The sequence below is a fragment of the Weissella sp. ESL1139 genome (assembly GCF_058506735.1).
This window is the reverse complement of the sequence record NZ_CP196375.1, coordinates 39,939-61,549: the sequence shown is the minus strand read 5'-3', so window position 1 is coordinate 61,549 and position 21,611 is coordinate 39,939. Positions and strand designations below refer to the sequence as shown.

18 protein-coding genes and 1 riboswitch are annotated in these 21,611 nt (G+C 37.4%); of the genes, 5 read left to right on the top strand and 13 right to left on the bottom strand.

Annotated elements, in window-relative coordinates:
- Positions 1-90: 90 nt before the first annotated feature.
- The gene (gene spxB, locus ACSYSF_RS00325) at positions 91-1,911 is read right to left on the bottom strand and encodes a pyruvate oxidase (RefSeq protein WP_489867769.1); all 1,821 of its coding nucleotides are present in this window, start codon (positions 1,909-1,911) and stop codon (positions 91-93) included.
- Positions 1,912-2,488: 577 nt separating this feature from the next.
- On the opposite strand from spxB, the gene murQ reads away from it, so the two are divergent.
- From murQ to ACSYSF_RS00310, 3 genes are read left to right on the top strand one after another with little or no spacing between them, the layout of a single operon-like run.
- Positions 2,489-3,376 carry an N-acetylmuramic acid 6-phosphate etherase gene (murQ, locus tag ACSYSF_RS00320; protein WP_489867768.1) on the top strand — a complete coding sequence of 296 codons (888 nt, stop codon included), beginning with the start codon at positions 2,489-2,491 and terminating at the stop codon, positions 3,374-3,376.
- Positions 3,377-3,393: 17 nt separating this feature from the next.
- Positions 3,394-5,388 (top strand): glucose PTS transporter subunit IIA, encoded by a 1,995-nt coding sequence (locus ACSYSF_RS00315; RefSeq protein WP_489867767.1) that lies wholly within the window; start codon positions 3,394-3,396, stop codon positions 5,386-5,388.
- A gap of 25 nt (positions 5,389-5,413) precedes the next feature.
- A complete protein-coding gene (locus ACSYSF_RS00310; protein ID WP_489867766.1) occupies positions 5,414-6,259 on the top strand; it encodes a MurR/RpiR family transcriptional regulator in 846 nt (281 codons plus the stop codon).
- 56 nt (positions 6,260-6,315) lie between these two features.
- On the opposite strand, the gene dhaL is transcribed toward ACSYSF_RS00310, so the two are convergent.
- The 6 genes from dhaL to ACSYSF_RS00280 all read right to left on the bottom strand — a co-directional run bounded on the left by dhaL (position 6,316) and on the right by ACSYSF_RS00280 (position 12,546).
- The gene (dhaL, locus tag ACSYSF_RS00305; protein ID WP_489867765.1) at positions 6,316-6,915 is read right to left on the bottom strand and encodes a dihydroxyacetone kinase subunit DhaL; all 600 of its coding nucleotides are present in this window, start codon (positions 6,913-6,915) and stop codon (positions 6,316-6,318) included.
- Positions 6,916-6,933: 18 nt separating this feature from the next.
- Positions 6,934-7,920, bottom strand: a complete 987-nt coding sequence (dhaK, locus tag ACSYSF_RS00300) for a dihydroxyacetone kinase subunit DhaK (RefSeq protein ID WP_489867764.1) — start codon at positions 7,918-7,920, stop codon at positions 6,934-6,936.
- Positions 7,921-7,929: 9 nt separating this feature from the next.
- Positions 7,930-8,328: a dihydroxyacetone kinase phosphoryl donor subunit DhaM gene (dhaM, locus tag ACSYSF_RS00295; RefSeq protein WP_489868270.1), complete on the bottom strand. Its 399-nt coding sequence runs from the start codon at positions 8,326-8,328 to the stop codon at positions 7,930-7,932.
- 508 nt (positions 8,329-8,836) lie between these two features.
- Positions 8,837-10,030 carry a methionine adenosyltransferase gene (gene metK, locus ACSYSF_RS00290; RefSeq protein ID WP_489867763.1) on the bottom strand — a complete coding sequence of 398 codons (1,194 nt, stop codon included), beginning with the start codon at positions 10,028-10,030 and terminating at the stop codon, positions 8,837-8,839.
- Positions 10,031-10,127: 97 nt separating this feature from the next.
- Positions 10,128-10,216: riboswitch (SAM riboswitch) on the bottom strand.
- Between the two features lie 74 nt (positions 10,217-10,290).
- Positions 10,291-11,841 (bottom strand): hypothetical protein, encoded by a 1,551-nt coding sequence (locus ACSYSF_RS00285; protein WP_489867762.1) that lies wholly within the window; start codon positions 11,839-11,841, stop codon positions 10,291-10,293.
- A gap of 198 nt (positions 11,842-12,039) precedes the next feature.
- Complete coding sequence (locus tag ACSYSF_RS00280; protein ID WP_489867761.1) at positions 12,040-12,546, bottom strand: type 1 glutamine amidotransferase domain-containing protein; 507 nt, start codon at positions 12,544-12,546, stop codon at positions 12,040-12,042.
- Between the two features lie 109 nt (positions 12,547-12,655).
- Here ACSYSF_RS00280 and ACSYSF_RS00275 point away from each other — a divergent pair, with 109 nt between their 5' ends.
- Positions 12,656-13,039 carry a winged helix-turn-helix transcriptional regulator gene (locus ACSYSF_RS00275; RefSeq protein ID WP_489867760.1) on the top strand — a complete coding sequence of 128 codons (384 nt, stop codon included), beginning with the start codon at positions 12,656-12,658 and terminating at the stop codon, positions 13,037-13,039.
- Between the two features lie 89 nt (positions 13,040-13,128).
- On the opposite strand, the gene ACSYSF_RS00270 is transcribed toward ACSYSF_RS00275, so the two are convergent.
- The 3 genes from ACSYSF_RS00270 to ACSYSF_RS00260 all read right to left on the bottom strand — a co-directional run bounded on the left by ACSYSF_RS00270 (position 13,129) and on the right by ACSYSF_RS00260 (position 15,277).
- Positions 13,129-13,674: a GNAT family N-acetyltransferase gene (locus ACSYSF_RS00270; protein WP_489867759.1), complete on the bottom strand. Its 546-nt coding sequence runs from the start codon at positions 13,672-13,674 to the stop codon at positions 13,129-13,131.
- Between the two features lie 30 nt (positions 13,675-13,704).
- On the bottom strand, positions 13,705-14,382 hold the full coding sequence (locus ACSYSF_RS00265) for an SDR family oxidoreductase (RefSeq protein WP_489867758.1): 678 nt from the start codon (positions 14,380-14,382) through the stop codon (positions 13,705-13,707).
- Positions 14,383-14,443: 61 nt separating this feature from the next.
- A complete protein-coding gene (locus tag ACSYSF_RS00260; RefSeq protein ID WP_489867757.1) occupies positions 14,444-15,277 on the bottom strand; it encodes a class A sortase in 834 nt (277 codons plus the stop codon).
- Positions 15,278-15,540: 263 nt separating this feature from the next.
- Here ACSYSF_RS00260 and ACSYSF_RS00255 point away from each other — a divergent pair, with 263 nt between their 5' ends.
- Positions 15,541-17,001 (top strand): hypothetical protein, encoded by a 1,461-nt coding sequence (locus ACSYSF_RS00255; protein WP_489867756.1) that lies wholly within the window; start codon positions 15,541-15,543, stop codon positions 16,999-17,001.
- A 51-nt stretch (positions 17,002-17,052) separates the two neighbouring features.
- Here ACSYSF_RS00255 and ACSYSF_RS00250 read toward each other — a convergent pair whose 3' ends face one another.
- From ACSYSF_RS00250 to ACSYSF_RS00240, 3 genes are all read right to left on the bottom strand, one after another.
- Positions 17,053-18,006, bottom strand: a complete 954-nt coding sequence (locus ACSYSF_RS00250; RefSeq protein ID WP_489867755.1) for an aldo/keto reductase — start codon at positions 18,004-18,006, stop codon at positions 17,053-17,055.
- Between the two features lie 63 nt (positions 18,007-18,069).
- Entirely contained in the window at positions 18,070-19,092 is a 1,023-nt protein-coding gene (gene rfbB, locus ACSYSF_RS00245; RefSeq protein ID WP_489867754.1) for a dTDP-glucose 4,6-dehydratase, read from the bottom strand.
- A gap of 141 nt (positions 19,093-19,233) precedes the next feature.
- Positions 19,234-21,492 (bottom strand): GH25 family lysozyme, encoded by a 2,259-nt coding sequence (locus ACSYSF_RS00240; protein ID WP_489867753.1) that lies wholly within the window; start codon positions 21,490-21,492, stop codon positions 19,234-19,236.
- Positions 21,493-21,611 lie beyond the last annotated feature (119 nt).

Below are 21,611 nucleotides of genomic sequence, written 5' to 3'. Positions count from 1 at the left end.
AGTACTATTTCTATTATTAATCATACACTTAAAACAAAAAAACCGATACTGATATCACTACCAGTATCGGTTATTATTTAATACGTAAGGTTAGAAACTGTACTTGTTGTCAGAATCATCCTTGATGTACTTTGAAGTCAAACCTTCAGCTTCAAGGAACTCACGGAATGGTACCAATTCTTCTGCTTCGTACTTTGCCTTGTATTCCTTAACAACGTCTTCGCTGTACAAGTTAGTATCAAGCTTCAAAGTTTCAACAGGGATTGGACGATCCTTAGTAATCTTAGCGTCAACAACTACAACACGACCTTGCTTGTAGTATTCAACAGCTTCCTTCATAACACTATCGATATCCTCGATACGGCTAACAGTCAAACCAACAGCACCTTGTGCTTCACCGATTTTAGCGTAGTCAACGTCAGTGAAATCAACACCGAAGTTGTAAGTGTTAGTATCCTCGTACTTGTTCTTAATGAATCCGTACTCAGTGTTAGTGAAGACAATGTTAATAACAGGCATATCATAGCGAACGTTAGTAACAACATCTGGGTATGTCATTGAGAAGGCACCGTCACCCATCAAGTTCCAAACTTGACGATCTGGATAAGTGTTCTTGGCACCAATTCCACCTGGCAAACCAATTCCCATTGTGGCAAACAATGGTGATGTACGCCACATGTTCTTTGGTGTCATGTGCAAGTGACGAATTGACATTTGTGTAACGTTACCAACATCAGTTGAGAAGATTGCATCTTCATCAGCATACTTGTTAATAGCATTGTAAACTTGGTAAGCTTGTAGATTACCTTCAGTCTTTTGCTCCAACTTGTTCATGTAATCACGCCAGTTTTGAACGTTCTTAACGTTAGCATCCCACCAAGCTGATTCTTCAACAGCATCAACCTTAGCAAGGATTGCATCAACAGCTTCACCGGCATCACCTAAGATAGCAACATCGTTTTGGTGACGCTTTCCTAGCATTGCTGGGTTGTTATCGATTTGGATAAACTTGTCAACATTACGGAATGTTCCTTCAACCTCTGAGAATGGGAAGTTAGTTCCCACAAACAATACAGTGTCTGATTCAAGAACAGATTCGTTAGCTGGCTTCCAACCAACACGGAAAGTTGAACCCGTTAATGCTTCAAAGTCCCAATCGAAAGTTTCAAAGTTCTTACCAGTTGTAATGATAGGAGCCTTAATCTTACGTGCCAATTCTTGAACGGCAGGTCCGTGACCCATAGTACCAACACCAGCATAGATTACTGGACGCTTAGCTTGGTTCAAGATTGCAACAGCTTCGTCGATGTCTTTTTCATCAACTGGAGCTGACTTGTATTCCTTGAACTTCAAACCTGATGAGTACAAAGGTGTTGAGTATAGTGAGTTTTCATCAATTTCAGCAAAACCAAAGTCAGCAGGTACTTCAAGTACTGCGACTCCGTGCTTAGCAATAGCAGTACGGATTGCATCATCAACCAAGTGTGGCAATTGTTCTGCAGTTGCGACACGACGGTTGTAAACTGCAATGTTGTCGTACATTGGGTTTTGGTTCAATTCTTGGAATGAGTCCATGTTCAATTCGCGAACTGGCTTTGATCCCAAAATTGCCAATACAGGAACGTTATCCATAGCTGCATCGTACAAACCGTTAATCAAGTGAGTTGCACCAGGTCCACCAGAACCTACTGTAACACCAATCTTACCACCGAATTTCCATTGCATAACAGCGGCCATAGCACCAACTTCTTCATGCTTTACTTGCAAGAACTTGATGTTGTTTTCAGGATTACCCATGGCATCCATCATACCGCTTAATGTACCAGAAGGAACACCATACATAGTATGAACGCCCCATCCTTCCATAACTTTCAAAGCTGCTAAACCAGCAGTCATTTTCTTTTCTGACATTTCCACATTTCTCCTACTCGATACGCGCTTTGTAAACGCTTACTTATCTTTTACCAATTAAGATTATATGTAAAACAGAGTTTTGTGTCAAGTTAGATTTTTTTGTGAATTTTTTGTTAAATTTACAAAAATAATGGCATTCTAATTGATTTTTAAAAAGCAAACCGTTATTTTTGCATAAATTTAATACATAATTAATCATATACATTACAAATAGATAGTATTATTTAGTTGGCAAAACTCAACTTTTATTTATAATACAGTTTTATTTAATTTAAAGTATTCTTATTCTTTAGAAAATCTTAATATTTAAGCCGACTTTTTTACATCTTTTGCCCCTTTATTGCTTGATTTTGCATTTAATGTTAATTCATAAAATTCGTAATTTAATCACATTTCAGTTGGATCAAACTGAAATTATCAATTTTTTCAACTATATAATTAAGGTGTCAGCACTTATTTGAAACAAAATTACAATATATAATATAAAATATGGTTTATTGAAACATGAGTTCGTTTACTTTATAATCATATTTGTACAAAAGATAGCGCTTACATTATATGAAAGGTTTTTGTGATGAATTTAGATAATTTAACAACCGAAAAGCAAAATGCGCATACCATGCATTTAGACGAACTAAGCATTCATGAGGCTGCCACCCTAATGAATAATGAGGATCAGGGTGTTGCCTCAGCCGTCCAGAAAGCTTTACCTACTATTGAAGAAGCCATTGCCAAAACAACTGCTTCTTTGAAAGCTGGTGGTCGCATCATTTATATGGGGGCAGGTACCAGTGGTCGTTTAGGGGTTTTAGATGCTTCGGAATGCGTCCCTACTTTCGGCGTTAGTCCCGATACCGTTATTGGTCTTATTGCTGGTGGTGAAAAAGCAATGTTCCATGCTGTTGAAGGCGCTGAAGACAGTTTAACCTTAGGCCCCAATGATTTACAAAATTTGCATCTAACAGATAAAGATACCGTCATTGGTATTGCCGCTAGTGGTCGAACACCCTATGTTATTGGTGGTTTAGATTACGCCCAAAGTGTTAATGCTTCAACTGTTAGCTTGGCTTTGAATCTTAACGCGACCATTAGTGAACACGCTGATACCGCGATTGAAATTGACGTTGGCCCTGAATTCTTAACTGGTTCAACTCGTTTGAAATCCGGAACCGCTCAAAAGATGGTATTGAATATGATTTCGACCATTTCAATGATTGGCATCGGTAAAATTTATAAAAACCTAATGGTAGATGTCCAACCAACCAATGAGAAATTAATAGAACGATCAAAACATATTATTATGATCGCCACTGATTGTTCATATAAAATAGCTTCAGAAACATTCACAGCCGCCAACCAAAATGTCAAAACGGCAATTGTCATGATTTTAACTGGCGCTAATTATGCTGTAGCAAGTACAAAATTAGCTGATGCTCATGGGTTTATCAATCAAACATTCTAAAAAGGAGGAAAACGATTATGGCAAATGAAAACTATGATGAAATGGGACAAGAAATTTTCCGTAATGTTGGTGGTGAAGAAAACGTTGAACGTTTAATTCACTGTATGACCCGCGTTCGTTTAACTTTAAAGAATGAAGATAAAGCTGACATTGAAAAATTGAAAGCCATCCCCGGCGTACTCGGTGTCGTCGAAGACGAAACGCTACAAGTCGTTGTCGGCCCTGGAAAAGTCAATAAAGTTGCGCAAAGCATGGTTGATTCGGTCGGTGTTAAATTGGGCGAAGATTTTCCAAAAATTGCCTCATCCGAAACGATTGATGATACAGATAAAAACGAAAACCTAGCGGAACAAACCAGCCAAAATAAAGCAGCCGCAAAACAAAAATATAATAAGCCTAATAAATTCAAATCAATCTTGAAATCATTAGCCAATATTTTCGTGCCAATGATACCAGCCTTAGTTGGTGCTGGTATCATCGCTGGTATTGCATCGATTTTCCAAAATCTGGTTACTGCTGGTACCCTAACTGGTGATGGCATCACACAATTTGTAACTATCCTAACTGTTATTAAAAATGGTTTGTTCACGTACTTAGCAATCTACACTGGTATCAACGCCGCCACTGAGTTCGGTGCCACACCAGCGCTTGGTGGTACTGTCGGTGCTGTTACCCTACTATCAGGTGTCACAAATGATACAACCATCCAGAATCTATTCAATGGTCAAGACTTAACTGCTGGCCAAGGTGGAATTATTGGCGTTATTTTCGCAGTTTGGATCCTTTCTATAGTAGAAAAGTGGTTACATAAGTGGGTACCGGACTCAATTGATATTATTGTGACACCAACTCTAAGCTTACTAACCATTGGTTTAGCAACTATTTACTTAATCATGCCAATTGCCGGCGTGGTTTCAGATGGTTTGTTGAAATTCATTAATGCCGTTTTGACCATTGGTGGTCCACTTGCCGGCTTTGTCCTAGGAGCACTATTCCTACCAATGGTTATGCTGGGATTGCATCAAATTTTAATTCCAATCCACTTAGAAATGATTAATCAAATGGGTAGCACGCCACTTTTGCCTATCTTGGCAATGTCAGGAGCCGGTCAAGTTGGTGCCGCTTTTGCCCTATGGTTATACTTCCATCACAATAAGCAACAAGCTGGCTTAATTGAAAATATTAAAGGTGCCCTACCAGTTGGTTTACTGGGAGTCGGTGAGCCATTAATTTATGCTGTTACTTTGCCACTAGGTCGCCCATTTATGACTGCTTGTATCGGTGGTGGTATTGGTGGTGCTGTTATCGGACTATTTGGTAATGTTGGTTCAATTGCCGTTGGCCCTTCAGGCTGGGCTTTAATTCCATTGATTGCTAATCATAAAGTTATCTACTATCTAATTGGTTTGCTTGCTGGTTATGTTGGTGGCTTTATTTGTACTTACTTCTTTGGTATTCCAAAAGATATGAAACAAGCAGCAACTGAACCAGAAACAGCAGCTGCCGATGATATAAAAGATACGAATAACGCAACCGAACAAACGGCTATTGCCAAATTCACAACTGAGTTAAAAAGTCCCGTTAATGGTCACTTAATTGCTTTAGAAGATGTGCCTGATGACGTCTTTTCAACTGGTATGATGGGTCATGGTGTGGCAATTGAGCCTACTGACGGTCATATTGTTTCACCTATTAACGGTACAATTCAAACGGTTTTCCCAACCAAACATGCAATTGGCATTATTGGTGATCACGGTGAAGAAATTTTGATTCATATGGGACTTGATACGGTGGCGTTACAAGGACAAGGTTTTGAATCACTAGTCAGTGATGGCCAAAAAGTTAAGGTTGGTGATCCATTAACAACAATGGATTTGCAGACAATCGCAAACGCTGGCTATAAAACAGTTATCCCTGTTTTAGTTACCAACAGTGCTGATTTTGCATCAGTTACCGGAATTCCTACCCAAGAAGTCAAAGTTAATGATACGATTATAACGATTAACTCGTAATACAATGAGACAAATGGAGTAAAACATGAATTCCTTATTCGCACGTTTATCAACTGAAAAGAACTTTACTACCAGTGAAATGAAAATTGCTAATTTATTATTGCAGCAACCACAATGGGTCCTTGAAGCAACAACAGCCCAAATCGGTGAAAAAGCTCAAGCTAGTAGTGCTGCCGTTGTCCGCTTAGCAAAAAAACTAGGCTATCCTGGTTTTCCAGCAATGAAATTAGACATCGCGTTAGCCATCTCGGATAATAGTCAACATTCATTAAGTGAGATAACTGCCAATGAACCCTTTGATGATATTGTAGCTAAAACCAGTGCCCGGTTTAAATTAATCCCGGACACAATTGCTCAACAAAATTCATCACAAGCTTTCATAGAAGCGACCCAATTAATTGGACAAGCAACCCATATTTTCGTTTACGGTGTAGCTGCTTCTTCTCTAGTAGCACAAGATTTGCAACAAAAATTTACTCGTATTGGGATTGAAGTTGTTTATCATGCTGACTTCCATCAAATGATTACGAATGTTCAAGCTGCCGCTAGCCCAAACGACACCAGTATTGTTATCTCAGAATCAGGACAAACCTACGAGGCTGTTAAGTTTCAACAAATTAGTCGTGACTTAGGACTTAAAGTTATTGTTTTGACGACGGGTAATGATTCGCCGATTGCTGCAGGTAGTGATGTCATCTTATATACCGCGATGCAACAATTTGATAAGGTCCGCTTTGCTTCAACAACAGGATTGCTATCACAGTTATATGTAATTGATATTTTATTCTATGCATATATCAGCCAGCATTACGCTAGTGCACAAGAGAAAGTCACACAAACAAAAAAGCGAATTGATCAAGATTTACTATAAACAAAAAGCGCTAATGAATCGAAATTCATTAGCGCTTTTCATATGTTAATTACGCTTTAAGCAATGACTGACAATAAGCTTTCAAAGAAGATTGCACTTGAAGCTGCCCCTGGATCGATATGACCAACTGAGCGTTCACCTAAGTATGAAGCACGACCTTTACGTGCAACCATGTCCTTAGTTGACTCCTTAGCTGCCTCAACCATATCCTTATCAACTTTGCCAGCTTGGAAAGCCTTCACAACTGGGTCCCAAACATCAATCATAGTCTTGTCTTCTAGTTCAACCTTACCACGAGCCTTAATACCTGCTAGCCCTTCAGCTAAAATATCCCCTAATTGTTCATATGACTCAATAGTTTCAACTGATTTAGTAGCCTTCGTCATTTTCATAAATGCTGAACCATACAATGGTCCTGAAGCACCACCAACTTTAGATAGCATCGCCATCGACAAAGCTTGGAATGTTGCGCTAATGTCTTTTGGTGTCGTCTTAGCAACACCTTCTTCATAAGCGGCAACGCCACGAGCCATGTTATTACCGTGATCGCCATCCCCGATTGGCGTATCTAAATCACTTAAATAATCTTTATTTTCCGTAATGGCTGCACTAAATTTTGCTAACCATGCTTGTACTTCTGTAACTGTTAAATTCATTTGTGCTCACTCCCCTAATTACCAAGCAATCGTTGAAACATCACTCTTCAAGGCTGCTTCAAGACTTTCATCACCTAAATCGATCAAAGTTAATGAAATACCAGCCATATCTAATGACGTCATGTAATCGCCAACCTTCGTAAAGGTTGCTTCAACACCTTCATCGGCAAGCAAGTGCAAAACATCATTCATGAAAATGTATTGTTCCATCAATGGCGTTGCACCCATACCATTTACCAAAACCCCAACCTTGGTTGGTTTTGTTTCATAATCAGCTAGAATCTTAGTTACCAATTCTTGGGCTAATTCCTTAGATGGGCGAATTTCTTCACGACGGTAACCGGCTTCACCGTGGATACCAACACCAAATTCAATTTCATCTTCGCCTAGTTCGAAACCTGGCTTACCAACTTCAGGTACGGTAGCTGCACCTAAGGCCAAACCAATTGTTTTAATCTTAGCAACTGTTTGATCACCTAGTTCCTTTAATTCAGTTAATGAAGCACCATTACGCGCTGCGTCACCCAAAATCTTGTGAACAAGAATGGTACCCGCAACACCACGCTTACCGGCAGTGAATTCACTATTCTCAACTGAAATGTCATCATCGACAACCACAATCGCCACTTTATGGTCATCAATTTCTGACATTTCTTGGGCCATTTCGAAGTTTAAAATGTCACCAGTGTAGTTCTTAACGACTAACAAAACACCTTCACCTTGATCAACTTCATCAATTGCTGTCAAAATTTGGTCAGGTGTTGGGGATGTAAATACGTCACCAACAACAGCAGCACTCAACATACCATCACCGATAAAACCGGCGTGGGCTGGTTCGTGACCACTACCACCACCTGAAACTAAAGCAACACGCTTTTCAGCAATATCATTTTGTGCAAGTACACGTGAGTCATCTACACGATGAATGCGATCGGCATAACTACCAGCAAGTCCATCCATCATTTCATCAATAATATCTTCCAAGTTGTTAATTATTTTTTTCATTTTATTCACCTAATACCACTTATCTGCAACTGTTTTCTTAGCTTCAGTAATTATTGTGTCCAAATCATCCGTTACACCAATTGTAATGGCTGCCGCAAATGCACCCTCAATCAATGGCACATCAATTAGATGGTACCGTTGCTTTTGTTCGTCATCAATCAAATCTAAGGCCATTTCAACATTTAAAACGGCACTACCAAGGTCTGCGAATGCTAAGAAATGCGTTTCTGGATCAGCATTTTCAATAACTTCGGTAATTCGTGTAACATCTGAACCAATACCACCCTCTCTGGTACCGCCCAAAGAATATATTTCCATATCCTCAGAGATGTTCATTTCTTCAATTAGTTCTTTCAAGCCATCAGTGATTTTCTGACTATGAGAAACTAATAACACATCATATTTCATCATATCTCCCTTATAACTACAGACAACATGCATAGATGCTAAGTATTTCCCAATTAATAATTCATATGTCGATGTATCATATGCCCCAATTGAATTAAAATTACATGCTTAACAAATAATACGATTATTAAGACTTTTCAAATGAAAGCGTCTTCTTTTTAATACAACTAGCTTACAACTTAATAATAAAATTAACAATCATAAATTTCCCTACTATTCAATTTACTAATTTATTCACAAGTATGGATTTTGTCTAAAAAGACACATTTCTAAAAATGTCAATAATCATTGATTGCCAATCATTCGTACCATAGCAAACATTCACTATATATGCATATGAAAGATTCTTACATTTTTTATTTGTAAAAAGTTAACTATCTGCAATTAAGTAACAAATTCAAATATCTCATTTTCACAAAAACTTTTCTTCACAAAGCTAATATAGCTTATATTTTGGACATTTAAAAAGCGCTGTTGGAAAATTCCAACAGCGCTAAATAATTATATTCTACTTATTAAAATATGCCTTTAATTCATCAACCTTGTCCAAACGCTCCCATGGCAAGTCCAACTCAGGGCGACCAAAGTGACCGTAGGCAGCAGTTGCTTCATAACGTGGCTTACGCAAATCTAAGTCATCGATGATTCCTGCTGGACGCAATTCAAACAAATCACGAATTGCTGCAACCAAATCATCATCAGAAACCTTAGCAGTACCAAATGTTTCAACATTAACTGAAACTGGAGCAGCAACACCAATAGCATAAGCTACTTGGATTTCAACCTTATCTGCCAAACCAGCAGCCACAATATTCTTGGCAATGTGACGAGTGGCATAAGCAGCTGAACGATCCACCTTGGTAGCATCCTTTCCAGAGAAAGCACCACCACCGTGACGAGCATAACCACCATAAGTATCAACGATAATCTTACGTCCAGTCATACCGGCATCACCCTTAGGTCCACCAATAACAAAGCGACCTGTTGGGTTAATGAAGTAGCGAGTTTCATCATCGACCATGTCAGCAGGCAAAATTGGGTCAATCACATATTCACGTACATCATGACGTAATTGCTCCAAAGTTACTGAAGCACGGTGTTGTGTTGACAAAACAACCGTATCAATACGTGTTGGCTTACCATCTTCGTCCAATTCAACCGTAACTTGTGCTTTAGCGTCAGGTAGCAAGTAGTCCAAAACACCTGCACGACGGATATCAGCTTGCTTCTTAACTAGCTTGTGTGACAAAACAACTGATAGTGGCAAGTACTCTTCAGTTTCGTTAGTTGCAAACCCAAACATCAAACCTTGGTCACCAGCACCAATTTGGTCAAGTGGATCGACACCACCATCTTCACGTTGCTCAATCGCTGAGTCAACACCTTGGGCAATATCAGGAGATTGCTCATCCAATGTAACACCAACGTGGATATCATCAGCTAAGAATCCAGCATCTGGATCATCATAACCAATGCGCTTTAATGTGTTACGAACAATATCGTTGATGTTAACATATGCTTTCGTTGACATCTCTCCAAAAACATTCACATAGCCAGTTGTTACTGAAGTTTCTACAGCTGTACGAGCTTCAGGGTCTTGCTTTAAAACAGCATCCAAAATGGCATCTGAAATTTGGTCTGAAACCTTATCGGGATGACCTTCTGAAACTGACTCTGATGTAAATAAACGCTTTTCTGACATAATTTTATCAATATCTCCTTTGATGATTTAAATAATTTTCCAAAATAAAAACCCCGTTACCACCCTTAGGCGGCATGTCGGGGTTTAAGTCGATATGCGCCTATCTACTAGAAATTACCACATCACCGTTGCCGGTAGTTGGTGTCAGATCATGGGGTCCAGTCCCTCCTTGACTCTTGATAGGATGTCGAGTTATTTACTTTTTAATACTTAATCTATAATACTGATTTTTTTAATATTATGCAAGTCGCCATAAATGATTAATCTACAACTGGACCATTATCACCAGCGCTTAATGCATCATTAACAAAATTCACCATGGCACTCACACCTGGATTATTAGCGACTTTAACGCATCGACCCTCACGTCGCAAACGATGTGCAGCTGTCACAATTTCGTGATGTGCACCACGTAATACAATCAACTCAAAATCATACTGTGTTTTTTGCATTTCATGGATAATTTTATCATTATTTATGTCAGAAGGATCTAACCAAGTTACCTTAACACCTAAACGTTTTAAACGCTGCGTTGCATTTTTAACGGTTTCACCCCACCATGAAATAACTAGAACTTGTCGATTTAAAGTAATTAATGGCTTTACAACATCATCCCCCTGTCTTTCATCACTTTTGTTCATCAAAACTGGTTGATTTAATTGTCTAATTAATTTCAAAGCCCCGGTATCTGGACGCTGTCGGGCAGAATAGTAATAATCAGTTGTTAAATCATTTATAGCAATACCATTCATCATTTCAGTCGTTAATGGATAACCAGTATCATCAGCATCAATGAAAAGCCAACCTGTCGCTGTCTTTGCTAAACGAACTTGAACTTGTTGCCATAACATAAGATCTTCAGAAACTAACTGATTATATTTATCGACTAGTCGTACCAATGGGTGATACTCATTAAGGCATTTTTCATTTAATTCACCCGTTAATTGACGTAGTCTTTCTGATCGACTACCGGTACTAGATTCCTGTTGCTTATGCTGCCAGACATGCAATTTTCGCTGTAAAACTGCCATTTCTTGTTTTAAAGTCGCAATTTTTTGCCGTAACTTTTCATCATTTACCTTAGGACAAACATGTTTGCTTTCAGTTGTAACTCGTTTGCTTTGACGTTGCTTTACCTTCGTCTGTTTTTCACGCGTTTTTTCACGAATAGTACTCATTTCTGCTTGCTGTTTTTTTATTGTAAATTGATAATCAGCATTGCTCTCCTGCAATTGTTGAACCAACCGCTGTGACGTCTGATACATTGCCAATTGTTGTTGGATTTCAATTTGCAATTGCGCTAATTCATCTTTTAAACTTTTATTCTGCTCTGTTAGCTTTACTTTATTAGCCGTTAATTGTCTGATACGTTGCTTTAATACTTGATTGGCATGTTGATTATTATCTACATGCTCAATCTTTTCAGGTTTTGAAGGCTGTTGTATTTGCACTTGATAGAATTCATTTTCATTAATTTCACCCATTAGTAATTGATTTAATTGCTTAATAAAGTAAGGAATCGTAAATTGTTCACCACTAGGCAAAACAACCATCACCTGCATCTGCTTTTGATTGTTAACATACGTTAAGTCCGTAATGTTCAATGGCTGTTGTAGCAGCTTTTTATCCAATTGCTTTTGCACACTAGTCAACATCACTTTACTGGTTTGCGATAATTTTGTTAATTGTGGTTTTGACAGCAAAATACCGCCACGATAGGTCGTCTGAATAACCTTGCCAAAAGGTCTTAAATCATCCACCAATTTTTGACTATTCACCAGCGATTTAATAGACTTCTTTTTCGTTTTCATAAAATTACCTACTATATTGTTTGATATAAAAACATGCTACTTGTTTTTATAAAACAAAACAATATTTTTTATGACGTAAAATTATGTCGATTTTTAAAAATTAGTTGGCAATATAATTCAGGTAAAGAGCACAAAAAAAGATTGGGTTTCCCCAATCTTTTTCGTGTTTATTTCACAATCATTAATTTGTTAACCAAATTAAGCCAAAGCATTAACGACTGCTTCGTTAAATGCTGGAATATCTTTTGGTTCACGGCTTGTAATCAAGTTACCATCGATAACAACTGATTCGTCTTCGATACGTGCACCTGCATAGTACAAATCAGGTTGTACAGTTAGGTATGAAGTCATTGTACGACCATGTACCAAACCAGTTTGGATCATTAGTTGTGGACCGTGGCAGATACTTGCTGTTGTCTTGTTTGTTGATAAGAATGCCTTAGTAAAATCAACGAAACGTTGATCGGCACGCAATTGGTCAGGTGAGAAACCACCAGGAATAAACAATGCATCAAAGTCTTCTGGCTTTACATCAGCAATTGACTTATCAATAGTGATCTTAGTACCGTGCTTACCTTCAACCGTACCTTCTTCAAATCCGATTGTTGTTACATTGTGACCTGCAGCCTTGATAGCTTCAACAGGTTCAGTATATTCAACATCTTCAACTAAGTCAGTTACAACAACTGCGACTTCTTTTGCCATAATTAACATCCTCCTTTGTTTATGGTATATAATTTATACCTAAACGAACTGTAACACAATAACGCACTTTTTTGTGCGTATGAGTTTTAAAGACAGATTGGAGAATTTCATGACTGATATTGTCAGAAAATATGCTATTGAAAAAATTCAGAAAAAAGATTTTAGCTGTGCTAAAGAATACACATTATCAATGTTCTCTGGTAAATATAAAATCGTCATTATTTATCATCTATCACATGATGGTACAATGCGTTTTGGTGAAATCCAAAGTTTACTCGACCATGCTACGCACAAGGTTTTATCACAACAACTTAACGAACTTGTTGAAGATGGTATTATTTCACGTAAAGAAGATTTAGTTAATAATCGTAAAGCCGTCTTTTATTCATTAACGGAAACTGGGCAATCATTAATGCCTATTATTGAAATGATGTTTTCTTGGGGTAAAGAACGTTTGGCAACTTTGGATGTAGATTATACACCGAAAATATAGACAAAGAAAAATATTACGCTAAAAAGCTCGTGGCGCTGATATACTCATCAGCATCACGAGCTCCTTTTCTATAAACTTAAATATTTATGCTAATCAAAATTTAGATAATACACGTCTTTGTCCAACCATTGCCCAGATTCTTTGATAAAATTTTTGCGAGTCACTTCATAAGTAAACCCTAATTTCTTTGCCAACGACTTCGAAGGTATATTATCAACACTAATGTGTGCCTCAATCCGATGAAACTTTAGTTCATTATTTACGAATGGCAACAAAGCTGATACTGCTTCAAATGCATAACCTTTACGCCATAAATAATTATGCACAGTGTAACCCAACTCTGACCATTGAATTTGATCACGTGCCAATTTAGCCACATCAATCATCCCCAAATGATGGTTCTCATGATCAAAAATAGCAAAAATATAAACGTCATCATTATCACGCAATGTTTGATGTTTACTAACTAAATCATCAAACCATTCCTGCGTACACATCGACATATCTAAATGTCCATCATCAAACTTAGTCTGTGATGGTAGACGTTTGTCAAAGCCGGCAAACCACGCCTCATAATCAGTCGTTCTTAGTGGCCTAATAATCAGACGTGATGTTGTAATTGGCTTAAAATTCATAAATTACATTCTCCATAGTTAAGACATCATTTACTGAATAGCTTCGTCAATCGATGTATCTCCACTATCCAAATCAAATGACTTGCGACTTGTAGCATCATTTTCCAAGGCGGCAATAACCATGTTTGCAACATCTTCACGTGGAATCTTCATAGCTGGGTTTGTCACCGAATCCAAATCATCAACTAAGGTCACTTTACCAGTACCAGCATCATCCAAAAGTAGTGTTGGACGAAGAATTGTATAATCCAACTTACTCTGAGTCAAAAAGACATCGGCATAATGCTTAGCCGCATAATAAAAGTTCCCGGTTGGTCCTAAATCATGACGACCGTATGACCAAAATTCACGCTTATTTGCATTAATCGCACTAACCATCACAAAACGCTTAACACCGACTTTTTGAGCTGCTTGTATTACTTTAACAGCTCCATCTAAGTCAATCATCATGGTTTTGTCAGGGCCAGTTTTACCACCTGATCCGGCTGCGAAAACAACCGCATCAACATTTTGCATGGCATCTTCTAAACTGGTTTGTTCTTTTTCTAAGTCAAGCGCCACTGTATTAACGCCTGCTGCTTGATAATCAGCGATTTGTTCTGCTGATCGTAAACCAGCAACTGGTTCAAAATTTGCATTATCTTGCATTTTCTTAGTAACAATGCGACCAATTTTTCCATGCGCACCAATAATTAATACTTTCATCATAGACGTATTCCCCCTTATTAGTTGTTCCAACTATATGATAACGTGAATTAAAGGGTTTGTCCTACTTAATATTTTTAGTACCACCAGCATCCCCATTACTACCTTCTTCAGTACCCGGATTATACCAGTCTGCATGCGCATTCGTTTGTTGTTTAGTTAAATCAAAATAATTAATAATGCGACTAGGGCTCTTTTCCCAAGTATAAGTTTTTTTCAAATAGCCAGTTGTGATAATGCGATACTGGGTACTTGGAAAAAGGCAGGTAATAATCGTTACTTGTGGGCGTTTGGTTTGATTAAGCACACTAACATCATCTGCATCAACTAAATGTTGATTATTAATCTTATATTCATAAATACCATCATGATTTGCCAAATAAATTGCTTTGCCATTTAACCATTTATTATCTTTGCGCTCCCCATCAACTAAATATGGCGCATCATCTTTATAATGTTGTTGCAAACCACTAAAACCAGTTAGTCCATCATCAAAATTATGACTCGCTAACCCATAATTACCTTGTCCCATTACTGGCACCTGCTTACCATTTGGGTCTTGAGCACTTCGATTAGCATAATTTGCCCCGGCTTTTAATCCCTTTTCAGAATAGGCATCATCAAAGACTGGTTCTAAAATTCCTACTTTAGGAATACTGACAAAACCTTGTTTGCTAACGTCATTTTGTGTTTGATGCATAATGCGATCACGAATAGCATAACGTTCACTAACTTTATTAATTTTTTTGTGCTCCGTCGTGACTTTATTGGCTTGTTGCTTGGTCACAGCCCAATCGTGCACACCAAACCAATTATACTGATATGCTGTGTATGACACGCTTGCAATTGCAATGACAAATAATAGTACTGTTAATGTTCTGGTTAATATTTTTTTCATAATGTTATATTACTTTCATTTTTTAAATTGTTACTTACACAAATACTTGTCAATTAACGATTTTACCTTGTCTTACTAGTAGTAAACAGCCATAAAACTATCATTTTTTTACTCTTTTGTTAAAAAGTGATAGTTAATATCAAATTAGTTAATAAAATGTCTCAAAAATTAAATTATCATTAGGGAAATTGATGTTTTGCTAATGTTAGCTTACATTCGCAAATACGCCACAATTTCGAGAGTTTTATATTTGAGGTACCAAAATGTTAAAAGAGTTTATGCCATTTATTGATAAAGAACGTTATCTTGTCATTCAATTATTTGAATTTCTTGAAGCACAAGATGGTACGTCGTTTTCCCTAACAGAAATTACCAATTTTTTGCATATCAGCCTTTACAAAACAAAAACTGTTATTAACGAAGCCATTGCATTAACCAATGATTCGCCAGAAAATTATTTAATTCTACAAAATGATCGACTATACACGAATAATATTGACAACCAAGTGCTGACTCGTGTTATTAATAAAGAAGCCAATGAATCAATGGCTCTTAAAGTATTTATACATGTCCATTTAAATATGTATCAGCAATCAGCAGAAGACTTTCAAAAAAGCAATGGCATCAGTTCTGCAACTTATTTTCGAATCCAAAAAAGTCTGAATCAAGCCATTGGCGATGATACCATTGCGCATATCAAGCGTAACGAATTTTTTGCGCGTTATTACATCTACAAGGTGCTTATTTATTTTTCTTATTTCGATTATCTACCAGATAGCTTTAAAACAGATTTTGACTTTAGCCAAATTACCCGAACAATTAATTATATTACAATTGTTTGGCATCTTAATCCAACTTATAGTCAACAAAAACAACTTAGATATTTTGGTTTTGTAATCTTTTTTCGCTCAACAATAAATAGTTTTAAAGTTAGAGACAGCAATGACTCATGTTTAGCCGAAATCTCGCAAGAAAATGAATTAAAATTAGTCGCTAATTATTTTACAAAAGAGTGGCGGCTATTCCCAGCAGAGTCGTATACAATCGTTAGATTTTTTGTGACTTTCTTTGTTATGACCTTTAGTTTGCCAATTAAGCATGCGCCTTTTTTGAAAGATTACCAATTTATTAAACAAATTACGCGAAAACAAATCAACCATCTAGAAAAGACTTTAAATCATCAATTTAATGATTTAGAATTAGAAAATTATGAACATTACTTATTCACGGCCAACGCTAAAATTCTATGCCCATTCTTCAAAAATGAAATATTCCAGGATCCTGACAGTCATGATTACAGTCAGATACCAATTAATAGTCCGGTAAGCACTATTGTAACTGATCTAACAAATTTAATTACTAATATTTCTGGTGGTTCATATACTGAAATCGAAAAAGTCCATATTGAGAACATCTACTTTTTAGTCGTTTTACCTAAAATGATCATTAAAGGGGATCGATATGCTATCCATATATACGTCGATTTTTCCGGTAATAGTCTTTTAAATAACTATGTCACGGATATTATTACAGACATTGGTGATTTAAATGTTCATATCGATAAAGTACTTAATCATAATACAGATATATATTTAACCAATAACTTTAATCCATCATTATCAATGAACCAAATTATTTGGGAAACTATTCCAACCTCTGCAGATTGGTTACAATTACAAGATTTGGTGCTTAATATAAGAAAAAAGAAATTTTTTGGCATTTGAGTTTAGCAAAAAAGCAGTTGGAACAAAATTGTTCCAACTGCTTTTACTTTATTATGGCAAATCATTACCTGCTGCAAAGTAAATATCATACCATTCTTGATGTGATAACTTAACATCTTGACCATCAATCATTTCAACCAAGCGACTTGGCGTCATTGAACCCAAGATTACTTGCATATTGGCTGGGTGTGTCAAAATAAAGGCAACGGCAACACCATTCTTAGTCGTATTATGCTTATCTGCAATTTCTTGCAATTTAGCATTTAGTTCAGGGAACTTGTCATTGTCAATAAAGTGGCCTTCAAACAAACCATATTGGAATGGTGACCATGCTTGAATAGTCATATTCTTTAATTGTGAATATGGCAAAATGCCACCATCATGATCAATTGAACGACTATCTGACATATTGACATGCAAGCCGGCATCTACCATACCTGTGTGCATCACACCAAATTGTAGTTGATTAGCAACTAATTTTTGATCAACAACGGATTGAATCAACTCAATTTGCCATGGATTCATGTTTGAAACACCGAATTGCTTTACCTTACCTTGCTTTGATAATTCATCAAAAGCAGCCGCAATTTCTTCAGGTTGCATCAAAACATCTGGACGGTGCAACAAGAACACATCCAAATAATCGGTACCCAAGCGAGCTAATTCAGCATCCACTGAGGCAACAATATGATTTTTTGAGAATTCATAACGAGGTCCGATAATGCCATCATCAGCAACTGGTCCCTCATCAGATAAGATACCGCCCTTTGATTGCAAAATAATATCTTCACGTTTGGCCCCGACTGCCTTAAGGGCTTTGGCTAAACTCTTAGTTGAAGCACCATTGCCATAAATATCAGCTGTATCAAAGAAGTTGATACCTTTTGACAAGACCGTCTCCACAACTTCTTGTGCTTGGGCTTCTGATTTATCACCCATCCGCATTACCCCTAATGCGATTTTGGGAACCATTAAACCAGAACCACCTAAATTAATTTGTGACATATTTCATCCTCCCTATTTAATGTTTATTTTACACTTTTTTAAGCTGCAACAACATGCTTGGCATTAGTGTTTGGCCTTTGCATAATTAGCTTCGACCATATCTTTATCCGCTTGCCACCATGTCAAATGATCCGCATACCATTGAATAGTCTGCTGCAAGCCACTAGCAAAATCTGTATACTGTGGTGTCCAACCTAATTCATCATGAGCCTTAGTCGCATCAATTGCATAACGTAAATCATGCCCTGGTCGATCCGCCACAAAATCAAAGTCATTCGGTTCACGATGCATATTTTCCAAAATCATTTGTAAGACAGTTAAATTATCTAATTCTTGGTTTGCGCCTAGTAGATAAGTTTCACCAATTTTGCCGTGCTCCAAGATGGCCCATATCCCGGTCACATGATCACGAACATGAATCCAATCGCGAACATTCTTACCTGTCCCATATAATTTCGGTTTAAGGCCACTCATAATATTGGTAATTTGGCGTGGAATAAATTTTTCAATATGCTGATAAGGGCCATAATTATTCGATGTATTCGAAATCGTTGCTTGAAGACCAAATGAACGAACCCACGCGCGTACTAATAAATCAGCACCCGCTTTGGTTGCCGAATACGGTGATGATGGTTTATATGGTGAATTAACCGTAAACTTATCCTGATCTGCTGTTGTTGGCCGCAATGGTAAATCACCATACACTTCATCAGTTGACACATGATGGAAACGAACGTGATATTTACGTGCCGCCTCAATTAACGTAAAAGTCCCCATTAAATTTGTTTCCATAAATACTTGCGGGTTATTTAACGCATTATCATTGTGACTTTCAGCCGCAAAGTGCACAATTGCCTCAGTGTCTTTTACCAAACGGTCCACCAACGGCGCATCATTAATATCCCCTACTATCAGTTGCACACGATTTTCTGGTAAATCTTTTAAGTTATCAGCATTCCCGGCATAGGTTAATTTATCAAGAACAACCATTTGAACATTCGGATGTGTTTCAACCACATAGCGCACAAAATTAGTGCCAATAAAGCCGGCACCACCCGTTACTAAAATTTTCTTATATTTCGTCATAAAACATCATCCCCAATTAATATCGTATTTAACCGCTTTCATCATAACATATTCGCTATTAACATAATCTATATAAAAAAAGATTGGGACGTATTCATCTCAATCTTTTACTTATTAAATACGATGATGACGGCTTATAACTTATTGCTCGCGTAAATAAAAGGTACCATCATCTCCAAAATAGTATTGTTTGCCATCAATCCATTGCACACCTTGAACTGCACGACCATCTGCACCGACGTAATACTGCTTTCCCCAAGCTGTTTCCCAGTGATTATTTTGACGTACCCCATTTTCAAACCAGTAATACGTTCCCATATAATATCTAAAACCGGTGTAGAATTGACCATTTTCATACCAGCGCCAATTACCATTAGCTGTTTGCATGTACCCTTGCCATGGACTTAGGACGCCCTGCTTATTAGCAGAATAAGTCGCATTATCGCGCTTAATCAATTGATTCGTGCGTAGATAATAGGTGCCATTATCCCCAAAGTAATATTGATGACCTTTAATCCAGCAGAAACCTTGCACAGCTCGGCCATCTGCGCCGACGTAATACTGCTTTCCCCAAGCTGTTTCCCAGCGATTATTTTGACGTACCCCATTATTAAACCAGTAATACGTTCCCATATAGTATCTAAAACCGGTGTAAAATTGACCATTTTCATACCAGCGCCAACCACCATTAGCTGTTTGCATGTACCCTTTCCATGGACTTAAGATGCCTTGTTTGTTAGCAGAATAGATTGCATTATCACGCTTAATCAATTGATTTGTGCGTAGATAATAGGTGCCATTATCCCCAAAATAATATTGATGGCCTTTAATCCAGCAGAAACCTTGCACGGTCCGACCATCTACACCAACATAATATTTATTGCCCCAAGCCGTTTCCCATTGATTATTCTGACGCACACCGTTGTTAAACCAGTAATATGTGCCCATATAGTGTCTGAAACCAGTATAACGAGTACCATTTTCATACCAATACCATCCGGTACCATCATTCAAATAACCATTTTTGGGTTGTAAAAATGGTGATCCATAATCAACACTGACATCAAAAATACCACTGACACCTGGGAAAGTTGTTTGTGAATTCCATTGCCATGCCCCATATTGGGTATGCCATAAGTCATTACCATCTGGATAATAGGGATATGAAGCCATCCAAATATTTTTCAAACCAAATGCTGCCGCATTCAAACCCGTTACATTAATAAAATTAGGTGACGTATAAAGCATCTGATTATTGAAGCCAGCTGCTGCTAATTGATTACGAAAGGCTAATGCATTTGCGGTAACATTACCAACTTGTGTTGCTATATCTTCCAAATCATCAACCAGTAATGTGTCTTTAGGTAATCCTAATTTAATCACATTCTGTGCAAAATATTTTGCTTCAGCAATCGCACTATTTTGTGAATTATAAGTTGCATAGTGATAAATAGCAACTTGTAAGCCAGCTGCACGCGCATTCGCAATTTGTGTACGAGCAAATGGACTCAAATAACTAACACCTTGTGTGAGCTTAACAATGACCCCTTTGACGCCATATGACTTTAACTTTAAAAAGTCTGCGACAGTCAAATTACCATTCCAACTAGAAACGTCAACAAAATCCATATGTGGTAATCCTGGTGTACCGGCAACAATGTTTGGCACACCACTTCTTAATGTTGAAGTGGTTGGTGTCTGCCGTGCTTGATTATTTGATTGCGATTTACTTGTTGCTGGTTTATTTGCAGCCGCTTGTTTGTGATTTTTAACCTGGTTTGTTTGCGAATTAATATCACTTGCTGGTGTTGATGTTACCTGGGCATTATCATGATCTTGTGCCTGCGTACCATCATTTTGTGAAACTGTATCTTGCGGTACATTCTGCTCACCATTGTCCTCTGATGCTGCAGTCGTACTATCATTAGGAACTACTTCGCTTTGATTAACTGGCGCATTCGGCTTCTGATTTTGTGGCGTTTCTTGATGAGATGGATTGACCGCATTATTAGCTGATAATGTTTGTTTGTTATCCGCATCAGATGTCTGATCTACATGGCTATCATCAGTCTGCACCTCATTATCCTGATTACGCGACGTTGCTGCTGAATCAGCTGTCATCTGGTTATCTGTAACATGCACATTTGGATTCGCTTGTGAGGTGGTCTTTTCAATATTAACAGACTGATTTGTTTGACTCGACAAAGTAATTTTCTGTTGGGTTAAAATATCGTTTGTGACATAATCCTGACTATTGTCAGTCGCATCTGTAACTGTATCCGCTGACACCTGTGTATTTGCGATTGCGCCAACAGTCATCATAGTTGCTATTGAAATAGCCCCATGAACCAACTGTTTTCCTGATTTATACTGTATTTTTTTACTTGATTGTTTTAACATAATACTTCTTCAAATTTGACAAAAAATAAAAGATTTAATTTAGACAAATGACATTTTACAATTTAATATCATTATCCAAAAAGCTAGATTTTGTACTATTTAAACTAAAAAAGTATTTT